The 21,198-nt window shown below is 69.0% G+C and carries 13 protein-coding genes and 5 pseudogenes; 9 read left to right on the top strand and 9 right to left on the bottom strand.

Features of this window, described 5'->3' with window-relative positions:
- Nucleotides 1-88 precede the first annotated feature (88 nt).
- The 3 genes and pseudogenes from ACWD6R_RS03455 to ACWD6R_RS03445 form a co-directional block, all read right to left on the bottom strand.
- Nucleotides 89-1,190, bottom strand: a pseudogene (locus ACWD6R_RS03455) (IS110 family transposase); the annotation flags it as partial.
- Nucleotides 1,123-1,494, bottom strand: a complete 372-nt coding sequence (locus tag ACWD6R_RS03450; protein ID WP_451817153.1) for a transposase — start codon at nt 1,492-1,494, stop codon at nt 1,123-1,125. The gene ACWD6R_RS03450 and the pseudogene ACWD6R_RS03455, both read right to left, overlap by 68 nt.
- A gap of 241 nt (nt 1,495-1,735) precedes the next feature.
- A complete protein-coding gene (locus ACWD6R_RS03445) occupies nt 1,736-4,408 on the bottom strand; it encodes an alpha-L-fucosidase (RefSeq protein WP_451817152.1) in 2,673 nt (890 codons plus the stop codon).
- 609 nt (nt 4,409-5,017) lie between these two features.
- Between ACWD6R_RS03445 and ACWD6R_RS03440 the strand changes: the two genes are divergently transcribed.
- Together ACWD6R_RS03440 and ACWD6R_RS03435 are read left to right on the top strand one after the other, a co-directional pair.
- Nucleotides 5,018-7,318, top strand: a complete 2,301-nt coding sequence (locus tag ACWD6R_RS03440) for a discoidin domain-containing protein (protein WP_451817151.1) — start codon at nt 5,018-5,020, stop codon at nt 7,316-7,318.
- A gap of 743 nt (nt 7,319-8,061) precedes the next feature.
- Nucleotides 8,062-10,431 (top strand): beta-N-acetylglucosaminidase domain-containing protein, encoded by a 2,370-nt coding sequence (locus tag ACWD6R_RS03435; protein WP_451817150.1) that lies wholly within the window; start codon nt 8,062-8,064, stop codon nt 10,429-10,431.
- Between the two features lie 198 nt (nt 10,432-10,629).
- Here ACWD6R_RS03435 and ACWD6R_RS03430 read toward each other — a convergent pair whose 3' ends face one another.
- The gene (locus ACWD6R_RS03430; RefSeq protein WP_451817149.1) at nt 10,630-10,833 is read right to left on the bottom strand and encodes a hypothetical protein; all 204 of its coding nucleotides are present in this window, start codon (nt 10,831-10,833) and stop codon (nt 10,630-10,632) included.
- 105 nt (nt 10,834-10,938) lie between these two features.
- Here ACWD6R_RS03430 and ACWD6R_RS03425 point away from each other — a divergent pair, with 105 nt between their 5' ends.
- The 3 genes from ACWD6R_RS03425 (at nt 10,939) to ACWD6R_RS03415 (ending at nt 14,063) form a co-directional block, all read left to right on the top strand.
- Nucleotides 10,939-12,756, top strand: coding sequence for a glycoside hydrolase family 3 protein (locus ACWD6R_RS03425; RefSeq protein WP_451817148.1), 1,818 nt, complete (start codon nt 10,939-10,941; stop codon nt 12,754-12,756).
- Nucleotides 12,757-12,768: 12 nt separating this feature from the next.
- Nucleotides 12,769-13,653 (top strand): endonuclease/exonuclease/phosphatase family protein, encoded by an 885-nt coding sequence (locus ACWD6R_RS03420; RefSeq protein ID WP_451817147.1) that lies wholly within the window; start codon nt 12,769-12,771, stop codon nt 13,651-13,653.
- A gap of 107 nt (nt 13,654-13,760) precedes the next feature.
- Nucleotides 13,761-14,063 (top strand): hypothetical protein, encoded by a 303-nt coding sequence (locus ACWD6R_RS03415; RefSeq protein ID WP_451817146.1) that lies wholly within the window; start codon nt 13,761-13,763, stop codon nt 14,061-14,063.
- Here ACWD6R_RS03415 and ACWD6R_RS03410 read toward each other — a convergent pair.
- From ACWD6R_RS03410 to ACWD6R_RS03395, 4 genes and pseudogenes are all read right to left on the bottom strand, one after another.
- On the bottom strand, nt 14,030-14,365 hold the full coding sequence (locus tag ACWD6R_RS03410; protein ID WP_451817145.1) for a DDE-type integrase/transposase/recombinase: 336 nt from the start codon (nt 14,363-14,365) through the stop codon (nt 14,030-14,032). The genes ACWD6R_RS03415 and ACWD6R_RS03410 overlap by 34 nt on opposite strands.
- Nucleotides 14,366-14,472: 107 nt before the next feature.
- Nucleotides 14,473-14,637 (bottom strand): annotated as a pseudogene (locus tag ACWD6R_RS03405) (IS3 family transposase); the annotation flags it as partial.
- A gap of 83 nt (nt 14,638-14,720) precedes the next feature.
- Nucleotides 14,721-15,690: pseudogene (locus ACWD6R_RS03400) on the bottom strand (formylglycine-generating enzyme family protein).
- Nucleotides 15,576-15,926, bottom strand: coding sequence for a transposase (locus tag ACWD6R_RS03395; protein ID WP_451817144.1), 351 nt, complete (start codon nt 15,924-15,926; stop codon nt 15,576-15,578). The pseudogene ACWD6R_RS03400 and the gene ACWD6R_RS03395 overlap by 115 nt, the downstream one beginning before the upstream one ends.
- Before the next feature lie 123 nt (nt 15,927-16,049).
- On the opposite strand from ACWD6R_RS03395, the pseudogene ACWD6R_RS03390 reads away from it, so the two are divergent.
- Together ACWD6R_RS03390 and ACWD6R_RS03385 are read left to right on the top strand one after the other, a co-directional pair.
- Nucleotides 16,050-16,208: pseudogene (locus ACWD6R_RS03390) on the top strand (IS256 family transposase); the annotation flags it as partial.
- Between the two features lie 199 nt (nt 16,209-16,407).
- Nucleotides 16,408-17,628, top strand: coding sequence for a hypothetical protein (locus ACWD6R_RS03385; protein WP_451817143.1), 1,221 nt, complete (start codon nt 16,408-16,410; stop codon nt 17,626-17,628).
- Between the two features lie 181 nt (nt 17,629-17,809).
- Here the strand turns inward: ACWD6R_RS03385 and ACWD6R_RS03380 are convergent, their stop codons facing one another.
- The gene (locus tag ACWD6R_RS03380) at nt 17,810-18,781 is read right to left on the bottom strand and encodes a helix-turn-helix domain-containing protein (protein ID WP_451817142.1); all 972 of its coding nucleotides are present in this window, start codon (nt 18,779-18,781) and stop codon (nt 17,810-17,812) included.
- 514 nt (nt 18,782-19,295) lie between these two features.
- Between ACWD6R_RS03380 and ACWD6R_RS03375 the strand changes: the two are divergent.
- A pseudogene (locus ACWD6R_RS03375) lies at nt 19,296-19,727 on the top strand (SWIM zinc finger family protein); the annotation flags it as partial.
- Between the two features lie 244 nt (nt 19,728-19,971).
- Nucleotides 19,972-21,174, top strand: coding sequence for a hypothetical protein (locus ACWD6R_RS03370; RefSeq protein ID WP_451817141.1), 1,203 nt, complete (start codon nt 19,972-19,974; stop codon nt 21,172-21,174).
- Nucleotides 21,175-21,198 lie beyond the last annotated feature (24 nt).

Here is a 21,198-nt window from a genome sequence, read left to right as displayed (position 1 = left end):
CGTCTTGTGGCCTCCCCAGCCGATATCGCGCTTGATGCCGACTCAGTAGCCCGCGCTCGCGTGTGTGACGCGTCGAGACCGTGCACGGCCACAGAACGTTCAGACGGCGGCGCGCGAGGGCGATGACGGCCTGTTTGTGGGTCTTTCCTTCGGCTTTCTTGCGTTCGTGGAACGACTTGGAGACGGGGCAGCATCGGGCGGCCACCATGGCGGACTTGTAGAAGACCCGCAGCAGGCGCCGGCAGTAGCGGCGTGGTCTGCGCATGTTGCCGCTGATCCGTCCGGAGTCCTTCGGGACAGGCGCCAGACCGGCGACGCCGGCGAGGCGGTCGGAGCTGCCGAAGACGCTCATGTCACCGCCAGTGTGGGCGATGAACTCGGCGCCCAGGACGGGGCCGAGGCCGGGCATACTCAGGACGGCCTCGGCGTGCGGGTGGTCGCGAAACCGGCCCTCGATCAGCAGGTCGGTCTCCGCGATCTCCTCATCGAGGGCCATCACCTCTTTCGCGAGCTTGGCCACCACCGTGGCGGCCAACTTCTCCCCGTGGACGGCGGTGTGCTGGGCCTCGGCGGCCTCGACGGCGGTGGCCGCGACGACGTTGGAGTTGCGGACCTTACGGTTCTTCAGCCAGACCGTGAGGCGGTTCATACCGATCCTCCGCAGAACAGCCGGGGTCTGGTAGCCGGTCAGCAGCACCAGGGACGCCTTCGAGGTGCTGTAGCCAAAGGCGCGTTCCAGGGCGGGGAAGTACTCCAGCATCTGGGCCCGCATCCGGTTGATCGCCCTCGTGCGGTCGGCCGCCAGGTCGAGCCGGCGCGAGGTGAGGATCCGCAGGTCCGCAGCGATGTCGTCGCCACGGTGCATCACCTGGAGGTCACGACGCATGCGGGCCTGGTCCGCGATGACGAAGGCGTCCTTCGCGTCGGTCTTCCCGTCGCCCCGGTAGGAACCGGAGGCGTGGTGGACGGTGCAAGCCAGGGACGTAGAGAACCTGTTGGCCGTTGTCGGTCAGCAGCGCGATCATCAGCGCGGCCCCGCCGGCGTTGAGGTCGATCGCCCAGATCACCGGCTCGCCCTCGCTCAGCGCGAGGACATCGGTGATCAGTTTGAGCAATGCGGTCTCATCGTTGGCCACCCGCAGCGACAGCCTCCGCTGGCCGTCGGCGTCGATCACCGTGCAACCCGGCATCCTTGAGACGAGCAAGCGCGAGGTCCAGGAGGCGATCGGCGCGATCCCCCTGGGTGAGGCGCTCATGGAAATCGGCCAGCACACTGTGATGGAAGCCGGGATCCTCCAACTCCATGCCCAGGGCATATTTGAAGTCGATGCGACAGCGCACCGCCTCGGCCACCTGCCGGTCCGACAGGTCGAGCAGGAACTGCAACACACAGACGGTGGCCAGCTGAGCGGGCGAGAGGCCGGGGCGCCCGTCGCGCGGGTACCAGTCGGCGAAGTCCTCGTCGCACCACAGTCCGTCCAGCCGGTCTCTCACTCACATCGCCGTTGTACCGCCCGGGTTGCTCGCCCGCGCGACCTGCGCAGTCAGAGACGGGACCTGCTCACCGGAACGGGGACGGACGGACAACGGACACCTCGACAACTGCATCGGCCTTCGAAACAGCCCCGAGCATGCCCGCTGATCATGCTGCCGCACCGGGAAACTCCAAGATCCCCGACAGAGTCAAGCTCAGCCGCGGGTGGACATCCCGGCGCGAGCAACACATCAAAACGCGTCAGAACACCTGCACCTCGGCCAGCGAGAGCGCACTCGTGCCGGTGAGTTGCACGCGCACGTAACGACCGGACCGGCCCACGGGGATCTCCGTGGGAGTGCCCGCCTGGGCCGTCTGCTTCGAGGACCAGACGCCCGGCGCGGCCAGGGCCTCGTCCAGGGAGTCCGGCAACGGCGTGTCCGACACGATCACGTAGTAGTCGGAGAGCCGCTGTCCGCAGCAGTCCGTACGGTTCCAGATCGCGATCTTGTTGATCGGCTTGCTGGAGCCGAGGTCGACCTGCCACCACGGCTGGGACTGGGTCTCGGCGGTGTGCGTGACCGAGCCGTTTCCCCACGCGCCGTCGGTGTTGCCGTCGACGGCGCGGTCGGGTGTGCCGTCGTACGCGGTCGAGGACTGCTGGGCCGGCTTGCGGACGGCGATGCCGGGGTCGCCGACCGCTGGGTCGAGGAAGAGGCCGAGGCCGGCGACGCTCGGCGCGAGCCTGGATTCCAGGATGCGCAGCCGGAGCCTGCCGGTCGTCGTCGGAGCCACGTTGAGCAGCCGCTTGTAGCCCACGGTGGTCCCGGTGCCGATCTCGGTCCAGCCGCCGTCCAGCCAGGCGTCGACGGCGAACTTCTCGATGCGCTGGCCGACGTCCATGCTCTCCTGGAGCGAGAGGGTGGTGAACCTGCGCGGCTCCGGGAGGTCGAGCACGAGCTCGGCCGGGACACTGCCCGCGCGCGGGGTCCAGTACGTCGACGCGTCGCCGTCGACGACCGTGGCGGTGCGGTGCTCGCCGGTCGTCTCCTTCGGGTCGGCCGAGGTGACGGTCGCGCCCGTGGCGAGGTCCTTGCCGAAGGTCGTACGGATCGCCTCGCCGAACTCGCGCAGCCGCCGCACGTCGCCGTCAGCGAACTTCCCGCGCCGGTCCGGCGGTACGTTGAGCAGGAGCACGCCGTTGCGGCCGACGGACTTGTTATAGATGCCGAGCAGCGCGGGGAGCGACTTGATCTGGCTGTCCTGACTGCTGTGGTAGAACCAGCCGGGCCGGATCGAGACGTCGGTCTCGGCGGGGAGCCAGCGCAGGTAGTCGTGCAGGGGTAGGTGCTCGCGTGCTCCGAGCACCTTGCCGCAGCAGGGCGTGGTGCCGACCTCGTTGGCGTGGGCGTCGCCGTACATCGGCAGCACACTCCACTCGGTCTCCCGGCCCACGCCGGACTCGTTGCCGACCCAACGGGCGTCGGGACCGGAGTACTCGACCTTGGACTGGGGGCCGGTCTGGATGACGGCCTGGGGCTGGAGTGCGCGGACCATGCGGTACCAGGTTGCGTAGTCGTGCCGTTCATAGACGGGAGCACCCGGGTTCTCGATCTCGACCGGGTTCGCGCCGTCCATCCATACCTCGTCAACCGATCCGTACTCGGTGAGCAGCTCGTAGAGCTGGTTCTCGTAATAGCGGTTGTAGTCGTTGCTCACCACGTCGAAGGTGGGCAGCTCGCCGGAGGCCACCTTGTCGGCCCGGTTGTCGTCGCGGACCAGTGTCGGGATGGTGGTCTTCTTCCAGGCGCTGTTGTTGTTGTAGACGCCCTCCTTGTACTGGTGCACGTCCGCCGGCGAGAGATACAGCGCGGCGCGCAGGCCCTCCGCGCGTGCGGCCTCCACGAACTCACGCACCACATCGCCCTTGCCGCCCTGATACGGGCTGTTCTTCACCGAGTAGTCCGTGTAGCGCGACGGCCACATGGAAAAGCCCTCATGATGCTTCGCCGTGAAGATCACCACTTTGAAACCGGCGTCCTTGAGGGCACGCGCCCACTGCCGCGCATCCAGGTCGGTCGGGGCGAACTGCGATGGTGGCACCTCGCCTGATCCCCACTCCACGCCGTCGGCTCCGGCGAAGGTGTTGATCCCGAAGTGGACGAACGCGGTGAGCTCGTCGTTCATCCACTTCTTCTGCCGCTCGCTCGGGACGACGTTGGCCGCCTTGGCTTCGATGTCCTTGGCCGTGTCGCACGGCGAAAGCGTCACGACCTGCCCGGGGCCCTTCGTCTGCCGCTGGGCTGGGGCTTCGAGTCGGAAGTCCGCGCTGGAGAACTCGCCGTCGAAGGTGGACAGCGCGATGCCGTCCAGTCCGCCCGCGAAGCCCCGGTCCCCGGCCGACGGGTTGGTGTCGCGGCCGAAGCCCACCGCCTCGGAGCCGCTCGAGGCGAGAGCCCCCAGCTCCAGCGCCTTACCCACCGCGCAGCCGTCGAGGAACAGCCGCAGCGTCGAACGCGTCGCGCTCACGGAGGTGTAGACGAGCGCGACGTGCCGGAACTGCGTCTTCGGAACCACTAGTCCCTGGCCGCGCACCGGGGCGGCCCCGTCGGCGGACATGCCGAACTCGGTCTCGAAGTCGTTGGCGTCCTTGTAGCGGAAGTGCGGTGAGCCGAACAGACTCAGCAGCGTGCCGAGCCGCGGCACATCGGTGCTCCGCTTCACCACAGCCTCGGCGACGAGATTGCCGGTGATGTGCCCGTCGGCGGCGAGCGGCGTATCGGGGGTGAAGCGCAGCCCGGACGCTCCGCCGGGCAGCGTCGCCTTGCCCCTGTCAACGCGAACACCGGCCCCGTCCCGGGCTAGTGTGCCGCGAGCGATCTCGCCTCCCGCGGGGATGTACGACTCTCCCTTGAACGATCCCTCGAAGTCCACCTTGAGCAGTGTCTGCGCGCGGGGTGCCGCCGACCCGGCCCCCGGAGGAGTCCCGGCAGCGGCCGGGTCTGCGATTGCTGACGGGACGGATGCCCCGAGGACGAGTGCCGTCACGACGGCCACCCACCCGGAAACTCTACGTACCATGTGGCTTCCCTCCAAGGGAGCAACAGGGCTATACCTCGGTTGTTTGCGGGGAAGTTAGCAGCCGACACCTATTCAGGCAAGAGATGAGGAGCCAGTCATCCGATGACTAGGGGGAGGGCGCTGGACTGCCTCGCGCACCGCCCGGGTGACTCTGGCCGGCCTTGGTCAGGCGTGAGCACAGTCAGGGGGATCCCTCTGCCGAACACCCTCTCAGATCCTCGAGATCTATGTCTCGAGTGTTCAAGATCAGGAGGCAAGGGCCCGTCATCGGCTGGACGTTGGCACCGCCGCCGTCAAGGCCGCCATCCCCATGCCGACAGCAGCAGTGGTCTATACCTCAGCCCGAATCTCCGGTATACCTTCTTCAATTCCGCTCGCACGGAGGTTGAAGTGCGCATAAACAGACATGCTGCTCGACTGGTCAGAGCGATAGCGCTCGCATTGCTCGTGCCCCTCCTGGCAGTGCCGTCAGCAGGCGCCGAACCCGTCCCCGCGAACACCGACGTCAACCCCCGACCCGCCGTGGTACCCGTTCTTCAGCAATGGGAGGGCGGAACAGGTTCGTTCGAGTTGCGCAAGCACAGCCGGATCGTGCTGGCCAAGAAGCAGGCCGACGAACTCGACGACCAGGGCGCGCAACTCTCTGCCGAGATCGAAGAGGTGACAGGGCACAAGCCGGCCGTGTCCCCCCGGATCCCGCAGGACGGCGACATCGTCCTGTCGATCGATCCCTCCCTCGCCGACGCGACGGGTGGCGCCCGGTTCGCCGAGGAGGGCTACACCCTCACGGCCACCGATCGCAACGTGACGATCGCCGCGCCGACCGCGAAGGGTGTCTACTACGGCACCCGCAGCCTTCTGCAGATCCTGCTGCTCGACGACGGCCGCGATTCCGTCCCCGTGGGCACGGCCGTGGACTGGCCCAACTACAAAGTCCGCGGCTTCATGCTGGACGTCGGGCGGCGGTTCTTCACCGCCGACTACATCCGCGACTACCTGCGGGTGATGGGCTGGTTCAAACTCAACCAGCTGCAGTTGCACCTCAACGACAACGGTTTCAAGGGCAGCAAGCCCTGGAGCGAGGTGCAGGCCGGCTTCCGGCTCAAGACCGACAACCCCGACCTGGCTGGGCTGGCTTCGAAGGACGGGGCCTATGACCGCGCCGACTGGGACTCCTTCGAGGACACCGCCGCCGCGAACGGCGTCACGATCATCCCCGAGATCGACGCGCCCGCCCACTCGCTGGCGTTCATCCAGTTCCGCCCGTCGCTCGGCCTCAACAACGGCCAGTCCGACCACCTCGATCTGTCCAAGCCTGAGACCACCGCGTTCATGAAGTCGGTGTTCGACGAGTTCGTGCCCTGGTTCCGCAGTCCCGACGTGCACTTCGGCGCCGACGAGTACACCGTGGACAAGCCCCGCTACAAGGTCTACTTCAACGAGATGGCCGCCCACATCCGCTCGCTCGGCAAGCATCCGCGGGCCTGGGGCAGCCTGTCGGTCATGGCGGCCAGCGCCGACGGCTACGACCGCGACGTGACCATGAACAGCTGGAACAACGGCTGGTACGGGCCGCAGGCGCTCAAGCAAGACGGCTACTCCTTCATCAACACCAACGACGCCCTGCTCTACATCGTCCCGTTCGCGGGCTACTACCACGGCCACGGGTTGAACGGTAAGGACCTCTATGACCAGTGGGAGCCGAATGTCTTCCCCGGCGGGCAGAGCGTGGCCCCTCGTGACCCGCAGCTGCTCGGAGCCATGTCGGCGGTGTGGAACGACCTGACCGAGGCCACCTACTCGGAACTGGACGTGCACGGGCTGGTCGAGCCCACGTTCGGCACACTGGCGCAGAAGATGTGGAGCGGGGCCAAGGCCGGCGTGCCGTACAGCGCCTTCCTCGACACGGTCCGCAAGCTTGGCGTGGGCACCGGGCTGACGAAGGTCTCCACGACACTCGCCGCGTCGGCGTCGGGAGAGGTGAGCCTGGGCAAGGAGGCGACCGCCTCCGCCGGTGAGGCGGCCGCGGCCTTCGACGGGGTGCGCACCACCAACTGGGCCAGCGGTCCAGGAGATGAGGCATGGCTGCAGGTCAACCTCGGCAAGCCGGTCGCGATCACCAAGGTCGAGCTGGACTGGGCACCCGACTACGGGCGGGACTACGAGGTCCAGGTGTCACGTGACGGCGAGAAGTGGACCACCGTCGCAAGCCGTACCGGCCGCGAAGCCGCGGGAGTCGACACTCTGACGTTCGATCCGGTCACGGCACGGCACGTACGGCTCGTCGGCACGCAGGCGGGCAAGAAGCAGAACGGGTACGCCCTGTGGAGCATGCACGTCTTCGAGGTGCCGGACCTGGCGCTGCACCGGCCGACCACCGCGTCCTCGACCGAAGTGGCGAGCCTGGGACCGGAGAACGCCACCGACGGCGACGGCAAGACCCGATGGGCCAGTGACTACCGCGACGATGAATGGATCCAGGTCGACCTCGGCTCCCCGCAGACCGTCCGGCGTGTCCTGCTCGACTGGGAGAACGCCTCCGGTCGTGACTACGACATCCAGGTCTCCGACGACGCCGCCAGCTGGAAGACGGTGGCCTCGGTTCGGGACAAGCCGTCCGGCGCCCGCGTGGACGAGCTCACCTTCGATCCGGTGACCGCCCGTTACGTGCGGATGCAAGGCATCAAGCGGACAACCGGCTGGGGCTACTCGCTGTGGCGCCTGGAAGTTCGTTCCATGAGCCCGGAGCCCGACCCCGCGTAACCCGCGAGTCGGCACCGAGGCTTTGAGATCACGAGAGATCCGCGCCGGTCGTGGCGTCACCCGTGCGACCAGCGCGGATTTCCCGAAGTCCCGGTTCGCCGTTGCCGCACGGCCGCCCTCCGACTGCAGCCGGATCCGGGCGGGGGGCGACCCAGTCCTTCTTCCAGCACCGCTGTCGGCACCGCTCGACCGCCTGCAACGCCGACCGCCTGGGCCGATACCCGTAGGAGTCGTCATGGAAGATGCCGAACTTCGGCGCGGCCTACCCCGACCCGACGGAAGGCATTCCCCTTCTGACCGCAGGCTGCACCGGTCAACTCCCCCGGCCCTCCTCTACAGAAAATCCCGCCGGCCGAGCAAGCGGTGCAGCCCTCGCTGGACGTGACAACGCACTCTGCCTGCGTCCACCTGTGCTGTTCGTGGGCGGACGACCATCATGCGCGATTGACCTAGACCAACTGGTCTAGACAAGATGTTCGGCTCTGTGCAACCGTGATGCAGCACATCACCACCTGGCTCACCATGGCGACGCACTACGGCCATGGGCTGCGACGGCGGCTGAGCCCCACCGGGCGACCGCCTTCTCGCGGCGCTCTCGTACAGACAGTGCCGGCTTCCCCTTAGGGCGGGCACGAGCCCTCACGCCGCGCCAATCGGCGACAGATCCAGACCTGGACGGCCTCGCCCGAGCCGTCCGCTGACACGACAAATCGGAGCCCCCGATGAAGAGATGCCGTTCCCTCATGAGTGCATCGATCCTGGTCGCCGGCCTCACCGCCGGCCAGCTCGGCCTCGGGCTGCAAGCCCGCGCCGAGCCCGGACCCGCAACCGGGCCTGCGCTTCCCATGGTTTCGCCCACCCCTCAGTCGATCGGCAGGTCAGGGTCGGACGCGAATGTCACCGAGCGCGTGGTCGTCGTCGAGGACGAGGGCACCGACCCCGCCGCCCGTGACCGCCTCGTGCGTGAGTTGCGCGCCCACGGTGCCGACCGCGTGGACCTCGTGACCCCCGACACCCTCATCCCCCAAGGCTTGCTGACGGTCCGTCTGGGCCCCGCCTCCAGGCCTGACATCGCCGCGGAAATCGGCTCCGTGGTCGTCCCCGGCCACGCCGAGGGCTACGCGCTGCGGGTGAAGGCGAGCAGCCCGGAGAAGCAGGTCGCCCTGGGCGGCACCGACGCCGCCGGGCAGTTCTACGCCGTGCAGACGCTGCGGCAGCTCTTCTTCCGCGCCGGTGCCGACTGGCGGATCGCGGGGGCACAGGTCAGCGACTACCCCGCCATGCCGCTTCGGGGAACCATCGAGGGATTCTACGGCCAGCCCTGGTCCCCGGCCGAGCGCCTCGACCAGATGGACTTCTACGGCGATGTCAAGGCCAACACCTACGTCTACGCCCCGAAGGACGACCCGTACCACCGTGACAAGTGGCGCGAGCCGTACCCGGGCGACAAGCTCAACGAGCTCAGGCAACTGGTCGGCCGGGCGGACGCCAACCACGTGCGGTTCACCTTCGCGGTCTCCCCCGGCGGCTCCATCTGCTACTCCGACCCCGCCGACCGGGCCGCGCTGAAGGCGAAGTTGCAGGCAGTCTACGACCTGGGCGGCCGCGCGTTCTCCATACCGCTGGACGACATCAGCTACACCCGGTGGAACTGCGCCGGCGACCGGGAGGCCTTCGGTGCGCCCGGGCGCACCGCCGCCGCGAAGGCCCAGGTGGATCTGCTCAACGACATCCAGCGCACCTTCAACGCCACCCATCCCGGCACGCAGCCGCTGCAGATGGTGCCCACCGAGTACGGGGACCTCACCGACACGACGTACAAGCAGACCATGCGGGCCACACTCGACCCCGCGGTCGTCGTCATGTGGACCGGCACCGACGTCGTCCCGCCCGCCATCACCAACCAGCAGGCGGACGCCGCCTCCAAGCTGTTCGGCCGCAAGGTCTTCGTCTGGGACAACTATCCGGTCAACGACTACGGCCAGACCAGCGGCCGCCTGCTGCTCGCACCCTACGACAAGCGCGAGGCCGGGCTGTCCGAGCACCTGAGCGGTATCGTCGCCAACCCCATGAACCAGCCCTACGCCAGCAAGATCGCCGTGTTCGGAGCGGCCGGCTTCGCCTGGAACGACCGGTCCTACGACGCGGACGAGAACTGGACGCAGGCCATGGCCTACCTCGCCGGCGGCGACCGCGCGGCGACCGGCGCCCTGCGTGTCTTCGCCGACCTGGAGCACCTCGCCCCCACCTTCGGGGCGACGCCGTGGCAACCGCAGGCTCCCGAACTCAACGCCCGCATCGCACGGTTCTGGACGGACTGGAAGGCCGGCGACCGGACCGGGGCCCTGGCCGACCTCCGGTCCTACGCCGCCGCCATCGCGCAGGCCCCCGCGACGATCCGCGGCGGGGCGGTGCAGGCGGGCTTCGTCGCCGACGCCGGGCCGTGGCTCGACGCCACCGCGCTGTGGGGCAAGGCGGCGGTGGCCATGGTGGAGGCCCTCACCGCCAGGGTCAGCGGGGACGAGGACCGGTCGCAGTCTCTGCTCGCCGAGTCCCACACGCTCCAGCAGCAGGCCGAGGCCGTACGCGTCGACCCGGCACGCAACACCTGGGGCAAGGCCCGGCCGAAGGTCGGCGACGGGGTCCTCGACGCTTTCCTCGTCCAGGCCGACGCGATGCTGCAGCTGTGGGACACATCCGGCGGTGCCGAGAATCTCGCCCTGACGGGCACCGCGAGCGCGTCCAGCGTGGAGGGCGGCCTCGACCGGCTGGCGGCCCGCTACGTCAACGACGGCTCCACCGGCACCCGCTGGGCCTCGGGATACAGCGACGACGAGTGGGTGGAAGTCAAGCTCGCCGCGCCCACGGCGGTCACCGCGGTGACGGTCGCTTGGGAGGACGCGTGCGCGGCCGAGTACCGCATCGAGACCTCCGCCGACGGCGTGCACTGGACCACCGCCGCCACCCAGAGCCCGGCCGCCTGCGGCACCGACGTCATCCGCCTCACCGGCGACCAGCCCGTGAGCTACGTCCGCATGCAGGGCGTCAAGCGCCGCACCAACTGGGGCTACTCGATCTACGAGATGGCGATATACGGCGCCCCTGCGGCCTGAGCAAGGGGGGCGAGCGCCGTCCCCCAGCACGACAAGCCGAATGCGGCCGCGGAACACGAGCGGCACCACGGCCTGTGCCCCGTGTCCAGCCGACGGCTGGACACGGGGCACAGCAGCGGGTGACGCCACCGCGGCCCTCCGCGTAGGCGACCGGGGCGCTGGAGTCAGCCGCCCCGTGGCAGGGCGGTTGGCTGCGCCTCAGTCATAGATGCGGATCGCAGGCACGGTTCCCACCTGTTCCACAACCTTGACCCGGAATTCTTCGAGCGTCTCAACCAGCTTGGGTGAGCCCCACGGGACCTCCGCATGGCCATCCCCGACCACGCCAACTGCATCCTCACCGACCCCGCCTGGTCCGCCCTGACCACCACCCTCGCCCGCCCACTGGTTCGTCGTATTCACGTCAGTGGTCCGTTTCCAGCGGTTCACCGAAGATCCGTAGCGTCTCGGATCGTCGCTGGTCCGCCCCTGTGAGGCGGTTCCGGCCTCGTATCAAGGGAGCACTGCATGCCACTTCCGGAACGTTCCGTCAGCCGTCGCTCGATCCTCGCGGCTGGCGTCGCTGCGGCAACCACGGTCGCGCTGGACGCATCCCGCGCCACGGCCGCCACCGTGCCGCCCGCCGCTGAGGCCGAGACCGGCTGGGTGAACGCCACGCTGCACCGGATGACGCTGGAGGAGAAGGTCGGCCAGCTGTTCACCACCCGTGTATACGGCGAGACCGCGGACACCACCGACCCGGACGCGGTCCGCACCAACCAGTCCTTCCTCGGGGTGGACAACGCGGCACAGGCCGTGGCCCACTACCACCTCGGCGGCTTTGTGTACTTCGCCTATGCCGGCAACACCCGCGCGCCCGAGCAGGTCGCCGGGCTGTCCAACGGCATCCAGCGGGTGGCTCTCGAACAGCCGTCGCGAGTTCCGCTGCTGCTGAGCACGGACCAGGAGCAGGGGGCGGTGGTGCGGCTGGGGCCGCCGGCCACCCAGTTCCCCGGCAACATGGCGCTCGCCGCCGGACGCAGTGTTACCGACGCGGGCACCGCGGCCGGCATCACCGGGCAGGAGCTGCGGGCCGTCGGGATCAACCAGGACCTGGCGCCGGTGGCTGACGTCAATGTCAACCCGGCCAACCCGGTGATCGGAGTGCGGTCCTTCGGCGAAGACCCCGAGCTGTGCGCCGAGATGGTGGCCGCGCAGGTGCGCGCCTACCAGGACGCCGGTGTGGCCGCGACACTCAAGCACTTCCCCGGCCACGGCGACACGGCGGTTGACAGCCACAGCGGACTGCCGGCCATCAGCCACTCCCGTGCGGAGCTGGACCGGATCGACCTGCCCCCGTTCCGGGCCGCCATCGCCGCAGGTGCAGATGCGGTGATGACCGCTCACATCGTCGTGCCGACGCTTGACCCGTCCGGCGATCCCGCCACCTTGTCCTACCCGATCCTCACCGGGCTGCTCCGCGAGGAGCTCGGTTTCGACGGTGTCGTGGTGACCGACTCGCTCGGTATGGCCGGCGTGCGGCAGAAGTACGGCGACGAGCGGGTGCCGGTGCTCGCGCTCAAGGCGGGCGCCGACATACTGGTCAACCCGCCGGTGATGAAGGTCGCCTATGACGCGGTCCTGGCTGCGGTCCGCAGCGGTGAGCTCACCGAGCAGCGCATCGACGAGTCGGTGGCCCGGGTGCTGCGGCTGAAGTGGCGCCGCGGAATCGTCCGCTCGCCATTCGTCGACACCGCGGCCGTCGCAGGCACGGTCGGCACGCCGGACCACCTCTCCGTCGCGCAGCGGATCACCGACCGCACCACGACGCTGCTGCGCGACGAGCCGGGCGCGCTCCCGCTCGGGCCTGCGGGCCGGGTGCTGGTCACCGGATGGGACGACCCGGCGACCCCGACAACCACCGCGGCGCTGGGCCGGGCACTCACCGACCGGGGCCTGACGGTGGACGTCCTGAGCACCGGGGCGAAGCCCTCCCAGGCACGCATCGACGGCGCCGTCGCGGCCGCGCTGTCGCATGACACCACGGTGGTGCTCACCAACCGCGCGACCAGCGATCCCGGTCAGCAGAAGCTGGTCAAGGCGCTACTGGCGTCCGGCGCGCGGGTCGTCACCGTGGCCGTGCGCGATCCGTACGACGTCATGCGCTTCCCCGAGGCGCCCACCTACCTCACCACGTATGCGTTCAACGACGTGGCGATGCGCTCCCTCGCCGGGGTGCTGACCGGAGCGATCCAGCCCGCCGGACGCCTTCCCGTGACCATCCCCGACCCCGCCAACCCGGGAACCCCCCTGTTCCCGTTCGGTGCCGGCCTCACCACCATCTGATCTGGAGTAATCATGAACCTCATGTCCCGACGTCCCGCCCGCGGCGGCCGCGCCGCCGCTGCCGCGCTCGCTGCCGCCGCCGTGCTCGCCACTGCGGGGCCGGCGACGGCCGCGACCGCCAACGTCCCCGGGTCGGAGGCCCCGGCGGTGCCTCTGCGGGTGGCGACCTACAACATCCACGCCGGTGCCGGTGAGGACAACGTCTTCGACCTGGACCGCACCGCGGCGGCGATCCGCGATCTGAACGCCGACGTGATCGGCCTCCAGGAGGTCGACGTGCACTGGAGCTCCCGCAGCAACTTCGTTGACGAGGCCCAGGCGCTGGCTGAGAAGCTGGACATGGAGGTGTTCTTCGCACCGATCTACGACAATGCCCCGGCCACCGAGGGCGGGGACCGGCCGCAGTTCGGCACCGCCGTGCTGAGCCGCTTCCCGGTGATCGATGCCGAGAACCACGACATCACCCGGCTCTCCACCCAGACGCCCAACCCGGTGCCGGCTCCGGCCCCCGGCTTCGCCGAGGTGACGGTCAACGTCAAGGGCTCGCACGTGCACGTCTACTCCACGCACCTGGACTACCGGGCCAACCCGTCGGTCCGCAGCGCCCAGGTGACGGACATGCTCAATGTGCTTGCCGAGGACTCCGGACCGAAGGTCCTGGTCGGTGACTTCAACGCCGAGGCGAAGGCCCCGGAGCTGGCGCCGCTGTGGAAGGAGCTGCAGGACGCCGACCCGAACGGCGGCGGGACGTACCCGGCGGTCAACCCGTTCAAGCGCATCGATTTTGTGACCGTCTCCCCCGACATCTCCGTGGTCGGTGCCCAGGAGGTCGCGACGGACGCTTCGGACCACCGCCCCGTGGTCGCGGACCTGAAGCTCCACCAGCGCGGCGCCTGAACCGCCAGAGGCCAGGCGACGCCCCGCCAGGGAGCCCGTCACGGCCCTGTGCACGCCCCCTTCCCGCCCGGCGAACCGGGCGGGAAGGGGGCGTCGGCGCTTTCCGGATGCGGATGAAGGCCTCCTCCACCGCACGGTTCACCCACGGCCGCCTGGGGGTGGCGGTCTGGGGAAGCGGCGCCGTCCACCGCTACGATCCCGACGGCACCCATACCGCCACCGTGCGCCTGCCCGCCCCCCCAGCCGACCTCGGTCTGCCTCCGGCATGCGGACGCCTCCTGGTGACCACCGCACGCTACGGACTCACCGGCGACCCCGGAGCGTCAGGAGCCGTCCTGTCCGTCCCCGTCGACGCCGCGGCCCCGGCGGCCGCCGCCTACAGGCTGACCTGCCCCCCATTACCTTCTTGATGGCCCCGCAATGGGGCGCCCGGTCTCCGGAGTTGGGGCAGCCTCAACCGACAGCCGGCCGCCGAACTCGCGGGCGGCGTCGGCGAATTCACGGCTGGTGTACTGACCGGATTCAAGGAGTGGAACACCACGGCTCCGGCCGGGCGGCGGCTGCGGCAGGCGGCCCGCAACGCATCGGCGACCAGCTCGATCCGCAGGTGGTCAGCGGTGGCCCAGTCGACGACACGGCGGGAGGAGATGTCGATGACGGTGGCCAGGTAGAGCCAGCCTCCTCGGTCGGGATGTAGGTGATGTCGCCGCACCAGCGCCTGTCGACCCCGGCCGGATCGGGCTGGAAGTCCCGCAGGACCAGGTCGGGGCGGATGGCCGCGTGCGAGTCCGGGATCGTGGTGCGGTGTCGTCGTCTGCGGTGCCGGCCAGCCAGCCCGGCCTGGCGCATCAGGCGCACGACCCGGCGCTGGCCACACGGGTCACCATCGCGTCGGAGAACGGCGTGGATACGCGGTGCCCCGTAAGTACCGCGCGAGGTCTCGTGGACCTCGGTGATCTTCTCGGTCAGCACCGCGTCGCGCATCGTCCGTCAAAGCGGATCAAGCCCACTCACTCACAGAGAGACGGAATCGGGCAACTCAGGGAAAGCGTCGGGGCGGATGTGGGTCAGCCGGAGTAGGCGCAGCGGAATCCGGTGTGACCGGCGGAGCTGTCAGGGGCGTTGGAGGTACGGGCGGCGACCCGGTAGCGGTTGCAGTAGGAGCGGTGGCACATGTGGGAGCCGCCGCGCATCACCCGGGTGCTGCCACTGGGTGGGCCGGTCGGGGCGATGCGGGTCTGCGGGGTATCGGCGGCGTGCCAGTGGGGGCTGAACCAGTCGAGGCACCACTCCCATACATTGCCTGTCATGTTGTGGAGTCCGTAGCCGTTGGGGGGAAAGGCGTTGATGGGCGCGGTCGAGAGGTAGCCGTCCTCGGCGGTGTTGCGGTGGGGGAAGTCGCCCTGCCAGATGTTGCAGAGGTGCCGGCCTTGGGGCGTGAGCTCGTCGCCCCAGGGGAACCGTTTGTGCTCCAGCCCCCCGCGGGCGGCCCGCTCCCACTCGGCCTCGGTGGGCAGCCGCTTTCCGGCCCAGTCGGCGTAGGCGGCGGCGTCGTGCCAGGAGACGTGTACCACGGGGTGGTCCTGTCGGTCATCGATCGAGGAGCCGGGCCCTTCCGGGGCCAGCCAGCAGGCGCCGTGCACGGCGCGCCACCACGGTGCGCCGGGGACGCTGCCGTTGATGACGTGCTTGCGGGCGTCGGGATGGACGAAGCCGGCGAAAGATGTACGACCACTCGTACCGCTCGGCCTCCGTGACGTATCCGGTGGCCTTGACGAAGTCGGCGAACTCGGTGTTGGAGACGGCGGTGGCGTCGATGTGGAAGGGACGTAGGGTCACTTGCCGCACCGGGCCCTCGCCGTCGCCGGGGTTAGCGTCGGGGTCGTTTCCGCCCATCCGGAAGGTGCCGCCGGGGATGGCGATCATCCCTCGCAGGATCTCCTTGCGCTTCCGTACGGGAACGGAGGGGCGCGGTAGGCGGCGACTTTGTCGCTGCTGAGGAGGGGACCGACGTTGACGAAGCCGTCTCGGGTCCAGATCTCGCTCCAGGCCCGCTCCCAGGTTCCCGCGATCGACGTGTAGCGTTTGCCCCACTTTTCATCGAAGTCGGCCAGCCGCTGGCGGGCCTGGTCCTCGTTGACGGCCGTGTAGACGGGCTTGAGGCCACGGGCGAGTTCGGCCCAGTCCCGGCGCGAGGAGGCCGGAGAGTTCGGCCGCCGACTGACGTACTGCAGTGACTGCCACCCGAGCGCGCCCGTGCTCAGCGTATTCAACGCCGACGGCACCGCACCGAACGGCTCCCTGATCGACCGGGATCGTCCGCGAGCGTGCGAGGCGGATGCTCGCCGACGCTCTCGAAGTCGAAGCCTACATAGCCGCGTTGGCTGATCAGCGAGACGAGAGCGGCCGTCGTCCGGTGGTCCGTAATGGTCGTCGAGTCCGCCCAGGCCCGCTGGCGGGCCGTGAACGCACCCCACCTCGTCGCCCTCGTCCGCGCCGGAGCCCGCTTCGAACGCGGTCACCTCGTCGAACGACCCGAGCCCGCCGCAGCATGAACAACCTCAACCGACCCACAGGTATTGGCAATTACTCCAATTAATCCGCTTCAGCATGGAAATGGATCCATGCAGGCTGTCTAGTTCTAGCCATGCCGAGTTCGGTCAGTCACAGGTCATTCACCTCTTGATCACTGGGCTTACATACTGGGCGACGCCCGCGGTCGTCCCCTGCGGGCACCTTCGAAAAGGAGTCCCTGTGAAGAAGACCCTCTCCATGGCGGTCAGCCTGGCGATCGCCGCGACCTGTGCCGTCGGGGTGACGCTCCCCGCGCACGCCGCTGACACGACTGGAGCCACAACCGCCTCCGACCAGTCGCTCCAGTCGCTCATCGACACCTCCACGATGTCCCCGCGGACCAAGGCCCTCGCAGAGAAGATCCTGGCGAAGCTGCCCGCTGACTGGCAGTCCCGTTCCAAGGCAGCTGCCGCGAAGTACGGCATTGACGACTCGCCGTGGAGCGAGCTGCGCGACAGCCTGATCAATCCCGACGACTACCAGTGCCCGTCGACCGAGCTCAAAACCTGGGTCCGCTCTCTCCTCCAGGGCGCTGAGGACCCCTTCGCCATCTTCATGCTCTCCATCTTCGATGGCTTCAACCTTCCGACCTACGACGCACTGATCTTCGGCACGGAGTCGTCGTCCAACAAGTTCGGCATCAACGGTCAGTACACCCAGACGCTCACCGCCGAGATGAAGAACCTCAAGCGCTTCTGGGACATCGACTCGGCGGACATCCAGCTGGTACCCCTGCACGGGGCCGATGTCTTCTCCAGCCGCGAGCGGATTGCCCGCACGCTCTCCGCGCTGTACGGCGGGACGCCGGAGTCCCAGCTCGACCTGGCCGACATGTTCATCGAGCTCATCGACATCGAACCGATCCTGAAGGGCGGTGCCAACCCGATCTTCTCCTTCAACGCCTTCGCCTACACCGAGAAGCGCGAGCCGGCACCGACAGGCATCCCCGACAAGATCATCATGGGTGACGGCATCCTGCAGGGCATGGCGGCTGTGGGTCTGGGCGACGTCGCGCCGCAGGCGATCGAGGCCCACGAGTTCGGCCACCACGTGCAGTACGAGAAGGATCTGTTCGTGAGCGACCTGACCTGGGCTGAAGCCACCCGCCGTACCGAGCTCATGGCCGACGCGTTCGGGACGTACTACCTGACCCACGCCCGCGGCGAGGCGCTGAACACCAAGCGGCTCCTGAGCTCTGAGCAGTCGTTCTACGAGGTCGGCGACTGCGGCTTCGACAACCCGGGCCACCACGGCACGCCGAACCAGCGTCTCGCCGCGTCCAGTTGGGCCGCCGACGAGGCCAACAACGCCGCGAACCAGGGCCACATCTTGCCGTCACTCAAGTTCGCGGAGAAGTTCGAGGCCAAGCTTCCCGACCTGGTCAAGCCGGACGCCGGCTGACGGCTGCAGTCCGACCGCAGGACGGCGCTCCTCCGAGCGACCGAGGATTCGCGTGGGGCGGGTCGGGCGGGGTCCCGCGCCGGTCTGTCCCACGCGCACGTCACGCGTGGGCGATGTCGTCGGCACAAGGCGCAGGAAGGAGTGGTCGGCCGAGGCCCCGGTCTCCGATCGGGGCACCAGCTCAGAGCCAGCCCTGGCGACTGGCCTGGACGCCGAGCTGGAATCGGGTCTGGGCGCCGAGTACTTCCTGCAGGCGGGTGATACGTCGGGTGACGGTCCGTCCACTCACCCCGAGTTCGCGGGCGATCGACTCGTCGGTGAGCCCGGCGCTGAGGTAGCCCAGGAGTTGTCGCGCCTCGTTCGTCGGACTGATCCAGCCCTCGGTGGGCTCTCCGGTCCGAGGAAGCGGGACGGCCACCCGCCAGTACGACTCGAAGACTCCGATCAGCCCATCGAGGAGGCCCGATGGCTGGACGACGACGCTGTGGTGTCCCGCGCGGTCCGGCGCGACGACGGACAACACGGCCAACCGATCGTCACAGAGCAAGAGATTCATGGCGATGTCGGGAAAGACCCGCGCCTGCTCCCCGCGGTCGACGCAAGCGTGCGCCGCCTCCAAGGCCTTGGGCTCCTGCAGGATGTCGGCGCTGTACACCACCCGGTAGGCGATTCCGCGGGCCAGGGCGTCCAACGCATCGGTGTCGACCTCCGGCGCACGCTCGCCCTCGCCCACCGGCCCGATCGACAGCGCGCGTACCTGCGCCACTGCCTCGTTGTGGACCCGTCGCTGGATCGCGTCAGGGTTGTGGGATGTGTCGACGACCTCTATGTAGCCCGATCCCGAGGTGTGATCGAGCCAGAATCGTGAAAGGAGCGTCGCACTCTCGTAGGCGATCCGGGCCTCTCGTGCGCGCCGCTCGGCTATGGCTTCCAGCACGGCGCGAGGGGGCTGGGCTGTCAGCCTGTCATCCGTGCGGGACACCAAGCCGATACCGGTGAGCTCGTTGACCGCATCTTGCACCCCTTCCGCAGGCGATCCGGCCTGCGCCAACCGACCGGCGAGCTCGACTGGGGTCAGCGGACCGTGCTCCACGAGCGCAAGGTAGGCAGCCTCGGCCGTCATGGAGAGGCCGAGAGCCTGCAGCGGGCGCATCGTGCACTCCCAACCCAGCGGCGCCGCACGGCACTCGTCGCTGACTCCATCCCTGTGGGGACTGTCCATCTGCCGAAGTTTGCCAGCCTAGCACCACGTGATCATGTGGCGGCCGAGCCGACCGCTGGACTGCGGCAGCGGCCGCGGCCGTGGTGTCTCCCCGCTGGATGCGTGCTGGACAGGATCGCCCGAAGCCGTGGACGACCGGTATGCCGCTCGGTGCCGACACGGACGTCCTGGGTCTCACAGCTGAGGACCTCGCTCCGAAGCCAGACGCGTCGCGGGCGGCCACGGAACTTCCGTCGGAAGAAGAACCGGTCGAGCGAGAACGACGACCTGTCTGTGCCCTGCGGGCGCCCTCGCGTCCCGCCCGCCCGGCCTGCTGGGCGTCGGCTGCCCATATGTTCGGGTCGCCACCCGTTGGCAGGGACGAGTTCCGGAGGCATACCCCAGCAGGCAGGATGAGGGGGCGAAGGTTCCGGGACCGAGATGACAAGACCGAGGCGGGGAAATCATGGGTGGGTTCACCGAGGCGGATCTGCGGGTACTGGCCGGGTCGCGGTCTTTCGAGCGGGGCCAGGACTATCTGGACGCGGTGACCGCTCTGGAGGTCGGCGACGGCTGGATCACCGCCACGGTCCACGGCACGGACGCCTACGAGGTGGAGCTGTTCCTCGACGAGCCTGAAGGGCTCACCGGAGAGTGCGACTGCCCGTACGGAATGGAGGGCAACTTCTGCAAGCACCTGGTTGCGCTCGGCCTGACCGCGCTCGCCCGGTCGGAGAGCCTGCCGGGGGAGTATACCCGTGCCCGGAGCCGCGTTCAGGACCTGGACACGTGGCTGGCCGCGCTCTCCAGGGACGAGTTGCTCGCACTCGTACGGGAGCAGATCGCCGAGGACCGGCAGGTGCGCCGCCGCTTGGAGTTGCGTGCGGCGAGTGCCCGCCGGGGTGCGACCTGGCTTTCCACGACGCCTGGGAGATTCTGGAGCAAGGCTCTGCTTGAGGAGCGGCGGCCCTCGGCAGCCGTTCACGGACGGCCCACGCGGTGGAAACGTACTCACGGAGTCTGGCGCGTACAGCCCGCGCTGTTTGTCCCCGCGTAGCCGGTCCACCAGCGTGTACAGGGTGTGCTCCTCACCCATGTGCACCATCCCAGCACACCAGCAGTGTTCGGTAGGCTCCCGGAGCGTGAGCGAGTACCAGTACTACGAGTTTCTGGCCGTGGACCGCCCGCTGAGCAAGGCCGAGGTGACCCGGGTGCGGGCCCTGTCGACCCGGGCGGACATCACGACGACCCGGTTCGTCAACGAGTACCACTGGGGCGACTTCCGTGGAGATGCGACGAAACTGGTCGAGGAGCTCTACGACGCCCACCTGTACTTCGCCAACTGGGGCAGCCGCCGCCTCCTGCTGCGTCTGCCCGCCGCCGTACTCCCTGCGAAGACGGCATCGGTCTACGCGCTGGACGAGTCGCTGAGCGTCCGTACCCGCAAGGGGCACACCCTGCTGGACTTCTGTCCGGAGCCGGATGACGGAGGTGAGGAGGACTGGGAGGCCATGGCGTCCTGGACGTTGTCCGTGTTCATCGGGCTCCGGGCCGAGCTTGCCGCGGGCGATCTGCGGCCGCTGTATCTGGCGTGGCTGGCCGGTCTTGGCGTATGGGAGCTCGTGGACGATGACGAGGAGGAGTACGCGCGTGAGGTGGAACCGTCAGTCCCCGCCGGACTGGGCACGCTCACCGGCGCGCAGCAGGCATTGGCCGAGTTCCTGCGCGTCGACCCGCACCTGCTGAGCGTAGCCGCGCAGGCGAGCGCAGCCGCGACCGAGCCCCGGGCGGACCGGAAACGGCTCGCCTCGTTCATTGCCGAACTCCCCGCTGCAGAGAAGGACACCCTGCTGCTGGACGCCGCCATGGGCAGCGAGCCGCGTCCCGGAGCACAGCTGCTGGCCCGTTACCGGGAAGCCGCCAGGGGCTATCAGGACACCGTGCCGGAAGTGCGGCGCAGCGCCGCGCACCTGCTGGACGCCGCTCATGCGCAGCGCACCGGGCGCCTTGAGCGGGAACGCGCAGCGCGGGAAGCGGACGAGCGCCGTCGCGTCGAGGCCGCCGAGGCGGCCCGCGCCGACCGACTGGACCACCTCGCCCGCAACGCGGAGCAGACCTGGGGCACGGTCGAGGACCTCATCGCGCAGAAGCATTCCACAGCCTACGACCGCGCCTCCGCGCTCCTGGACGACCTGCGCGCCGCCCACGCCCACACCGGTGACATCACCGCTTTCGAGGAGCGGGCCAGACGCCTGCGCGAGGCCCATCGGGGCAAGCCGGCGCTCATGCGTCGCTTCGACGAGATCGACATTCCCCATCCACGCGAACGGCCCGCGCGGAAATGATTCCGCGCGGGCCGTCGCCGGTGC

The organism is Streptomyces sp. NPDC005151 (genome assembly GCF_053599875.1).
Note: the sequence above shows the minus strand (reverse complement) of the source record. Positions and strands in the feature narration are given on the sequence as shown.